This window comes from bacterium (assembly GCA_040753085.1).
Taxonomy (GTDB): Bacteria; UBA9089; JASEGY01; order JASEGY01; family JASEGY01; genus JASEGY01.
In genome coordinates, this window is sequence record JBFMHI010000194.1 from 1 (window position 1) to 4,409 (window position 4,409).

At 45.9% G+C, this 4,409-nt stretch carries 4 protein-coding genes; 2 read left to right on the forward strand and 2 right to left on the reverse strand.

From position 1 onward, the window contains the following. Positions 1–380: 380 nt before the first annotated feature. Both AB1797_13245 and AB1797_13250 read left to right on the forward strand, forming a co-directional pair. Complete coding sequence (locus tag AB1797_13245; protein MEW5768551.1) at positions 381–1,643, forward strand: glutamate-5-semialdehyde dehydrogenase; 1,263 nt, start codon at positions 381–383, stop codon at positions 1,641–1,643. A gap of 133 nt (positions 1,644–1,776) precedes the next feature. Then, entirely contained in the window at positions 1,777–2,658 is an 882-nt protein-coding gene (locus AB1797_13250; protein ID MEW5768552.1) for a type II restriction endonuclease, read from the forward strand. A gap of 14 nt (positions 2,659–2,672) precedes the next feature. Here AB1797_13250 and AB1797_13255 read toward each other — a convergent pair whose 3' ends face one another. Further along, a complete protein-coding gene (locus AB1797_13255) occupies positions 2,673–3,728 on the reverse strand; it encodes a hypothetical protein (GenBank protein MEW5768553.1) in 1,056 nt (351 codons plus the stop codon). A gap of 224 nt (positions 3,729–3,952) precedes the next feature. After that, positions 3,953–4,084: a hypothetical protein gene (locus AB1797_13260; GenBank protein MEW5768554.1), complete on the reverse strand. Its 132-nt coding sequence runs from the start codon at positions 4,082–4,084 to the stop codon at positions 3,953–3,955. Positions 4,085–4,409 lie beyond the last annotated feature (325 nt).

Genomic DNA, 4,409 nt, shown 5'->3' on the forward strand with positions numbered 1-4,409 from the left:
TACGCAAATTACGAGAAAGATTAGGCGAGAATATGACTTAGAAACACTCATGACAGAGCATTTTCATCTGTCAATTCTCTTAACCTGAAAAACATTAGGCAAATACGCTGATTTCAGAATTATCAGAACTTATATTTTTAAATCGTGAACTTGGGTTAATTCTCATATCTGAATCACAGAAAACTACAGCTTCGCCAGGAAATGCCCTTCAGCCATCCTCGCCCACCGCCCCCAGGCAACATGACGGTGGGTAGAAAACCAAAAAACATTTGACAAATCAAATGCCCCAGTCTATAATTAAAGGCCAGGGGCTAATTCCGGACAGGTGCGTCTATGTAGTGTATCTTAGCCACGTTAAACAAATACAAGGGAGGGAAAGTATGTCTATGAAAGAAGAGATCATAGAGTTAGCTAAGCGGACGAAAGAAGCCTCAAGGATGATAGCAAATCTCTCGCGTGAAGTAAAGGATAAGGCCCTTAACCAAATGGCTGATGCCCTGATGGAAGATGAAAATCGGGCCAGGATCAAACAGGCCAACCAGCTTGATCTTAAGGCCGGGAAGGAGGCCGGGCTTTCTACCGCCCTTATGGACAGGCTTTTATTGACCGATGACCGGATAGCCGATATGGCCGAAGGTCTAAGAGAAGTGGCGGCCCTGCCGGATCCGGTGGGAGAGATTACCGGCATGTGGCGGCGGCCGAATGGCCTTGAGATAGGACGTATGCGGGTGCCTCTTGGTGTAGTGGGAATCATTTACGAGGCCAGGCCCAACGTCACGGCTGATGCCGCCGGACTCTGTCTCAAGTCTGGAAATGCCATCCTGCTAAGGGGAGGCAAAGAGGCCATAAATTCTAATCGGGCTATTGCCAAAGTCCTGGCCGAGGCCGGAGCCAAGGCCGGTCTGCCGGAACATGGGATTTCGATTATCGAAACCACCGACCGGGCGGCCGTGGCAGAGATGCTTAAATTAGACGAATACATAGACGTAATTATCCCCCGAGGGAGTCAGCCGATGATTAAGAGCATTCTGGAGATGTCCAGGGTTCCGGTTATTTCTCACGGGGCCGGCAACTGTCATACCTTTGTGGATGAGAGCGCTGATCTGGAAAAGGCCGTCAAGATTGCCATCAATGCCAAGGTGCAGCGTCCGGGGGTATGCAATGCTATGGAGACCTTACTGGTCCACTCAAGGATAGCCAATACCTTCCTCCCTGAGGCATCTGGCCACCTTATGAAGGCAGGGGTTGAGCTTCGGGGTTGTTCCAGAACAAGGGAGATTCTGCCTGAAATAAAAGCGGCGACCGAGGAGGATTACGAAACCGAATATCTGGACCTCATTCTGGCCGTAAGAATAGTTGACAGCCTGGATGAGGCCATTGAACATATCACCCTCTACGGAACCGGTCACTCAGAGGCCATTGTGACTGAAAGCTATCAGAATGCCAGACGTTTCCTGCGAGAGGTGGATGCCTCCAGTGTCTTTGTCAATGCCTCCACCCGATTGGCCGATGGCCACCAATACGGGCTGGGGGCTGAGATAGGTATCTCGACCCAGAAACTGCACGCCCGTGGCCCAATGGGGCTTGCTGAGCTTACTTCGACTAAATTTATTGTCCTCGGAGAGGGACAAATTAGAAATTAGAAGATAAGAGGGCTTAAAGATGCCAAAAGCCAGGGCATATCAATATACATTCTGTCCCAACCTAACGGCCAAATTTCCTTCTACTCGCTATCAGGGCAGTAAAGCGAAACTTGTTGATTGAATTTGGGAACAGATGGCAGACCTGGATTTCGTTACTTATTTAGATGCCTTTGGCGGAACGGGTGCGGTTGCCTACCGCTTGAAGCATGAAGGCAATGAAGGTGTTATGACTACAAATAACTTCAGTGAGAACCTATTGACATACGTCGATAAATTCAGACGCACTCTTGTTACAGATACGGGCAACTGGGTGGTCAAAGGATTTATTGATGTATACCGAAATATCTACAGCATCTCGGTGGATACTAAAGTCGTCTCCAAGATCATTGAGTTGATGCTGTTTCCAGTCATTTCACAGTTCGCCGCAGAACATAGCTACAGAATGGTGCTCAGCGAGCATCAAAACCATTATCCAGACATTGGCTTCATAGGACCAGCTGAAACAAAAATCGCCCTTGCCCTCAAAAGCACGTATCGAACTGGCCCAGAAAGGGTGAACGGTTTTACATTGGGCGCCTTTACGGGCTATTTTCGGCGGCGTAAGTCCGTCAAGAATATCACCTTCCCGTATGAACAATACGACGCTCACTTTATACTGGGAATCATCTATGGCCGCAATGAGGAAACTATTAATGAAGGCCGAATTTATACGCTGGATGAGCTTCAGGATATCGTGTCGGTAGTCAAGGATTTCGACTTTTTGCTTCAGGAAAAGTGGCGAATTGCCAGTGAACGACCTGGGAGTGGAAACACGAAGAATATCGGTTCAGTCAGAGATATTCAAGCCTTGATTAAGGGCAATGGCCCCTTTGCCGCTTATGGCAAAGAGGTATTCGACGATTACTGGATGAATTATCTGACAGAAGATATGGCTCGATCTATTAACTCAGACGTCCCTTACCGAAATCTTGAAGAATATTGGAAGTGGTGTGAGCTTGGCGGTCGAAAGAAATAGATGGGACTGAACGGTTACTTAAGCCACTGTTTGATCTCTGCTTCCCATAATTCGGCGTCCTCCAGATAAAATCGGTAGGTAAATTTAAGTCCTTTCTCTATTGTAATCTGTAAGAACTTCTTGCCCGAGAATCTACCTGTGCCGGTGGAAACGGTTACTTCCCCGCCTTCTCCCGAAGTAGAATCAAGGAAGATGCCCCTCTTTTTCCGGGATCGATAAAAGACTGCGGAAGGGATTATTTGTCCCTCATCTCCGGCAATGAGTTCCATAACCTTATATCCAAAGTTAAAGGCTAAAAACCTGGTGGTCGTCAGGTAGATAGCATAACCGCTTAATCTGTATTCCCAGTCAAAGCTATATGATCCCTCTACCTGGGTGGCTTCCAGGATAGCTGTTTCATGATTAAGTTTCTCAGGGCTTACCCCTTTTCCGGAAAGCTTTGCAAGAAAAACGAGGAATAGAATAATAATCGCCGAGAGACCAATGGTAAAATAGAGCCAAAATCCTGGCCCTTGAGCGACCCATATACTCAGTTCGCGATCAGTCTGATTGATTTGCTCGCCTAAAGCCGGATTGACTCCCTCTCCATCAATGACCAGGTTGAGGAGAGCCACATCTAAGATCTTTTTATAATACCTGGAAGAAGATGCCCTTGTTTCAGATTCAAACCAGTAAAGGGTCTCTCCTCTTGAGAACACCGCCCGGTACGCTCTAACACTCTTTCCACGGCTAAAGACCAGATAGAGGCCATTCTGATAGACATTTATGTCTTTGATATAGGCGGCTTGTGATCTATCTCTTTGCCAGTAAGAATCCAGGACCTTAGAGGGATAATCGTCTAATTTTCTGCTGGCCAGGGTGAGATGAGAACAGCTATGTTTAAAATAGATAGCATCCCAGCCCTTACTCAATTTCTTGCTCTGTGCCCATCCTTGAGGGACCATTGTTTTTATGCCATAGGCTTGAAGGGGTTCAAACTCCAGGGGGCGATTCTCAAAATAGAAGATAACTCCATTTATGATCCCAATAATTATCACCACTAATCCTAAAACCATGGTTTGTAGTTTCATTTTTTCTTCCTTTCACCTTTGTAACTATTCAGCCACGGATTAACACGGATTAGCACGGATAAAATAATTAAAAGCAACAAAAAAGGAGTGGACTTACTTATCAATTTTGGAAGAGAAAGAGTTGAATTTAAAGGACTTATATATTAAAGGAATCAGTGTTTCATCCGTGTCCATCTGTGGCTGAATAGTTACTCACCTTTTTGGGTATGGTCAAAATTTCGACTTCAGCCTTTAGTCTTCTTCATACATCTTTTGACGTTACCCCTTTTTGTCTTTATTTTACCATAAAAAAAGACATTAGTCAAATCTGCTGGATGGTCGGCCAGGGCAATCGCCTCAAAAATTCGATCATTCAAGAGCCCTGGAAACCGCTGAAGCGGTTGCCAAGCATCGTTATTGTTTACCAACATAGGCAATAGCGCCTTGTCAAGCTTGCTTTAATGGGTTCGTCTTTTGTAAGGGTAACCCTTATGATTGCTTATTTGGGTAATTATTTAACCCTTCGGCATAAAGACAAGCACTAATACAGATAACTTCTATCTTGACAAAGCTGTAGGGGCACGTTGCCACGTGCCCCTACATTAAGGGCGATTCGCGAATCGTCCTTGCAAAAGGAGGAGGTAGGGGCGAATAATTATTCGCCCCTACTAAAGAGACTCTACCCATAAATACTAACGTGAC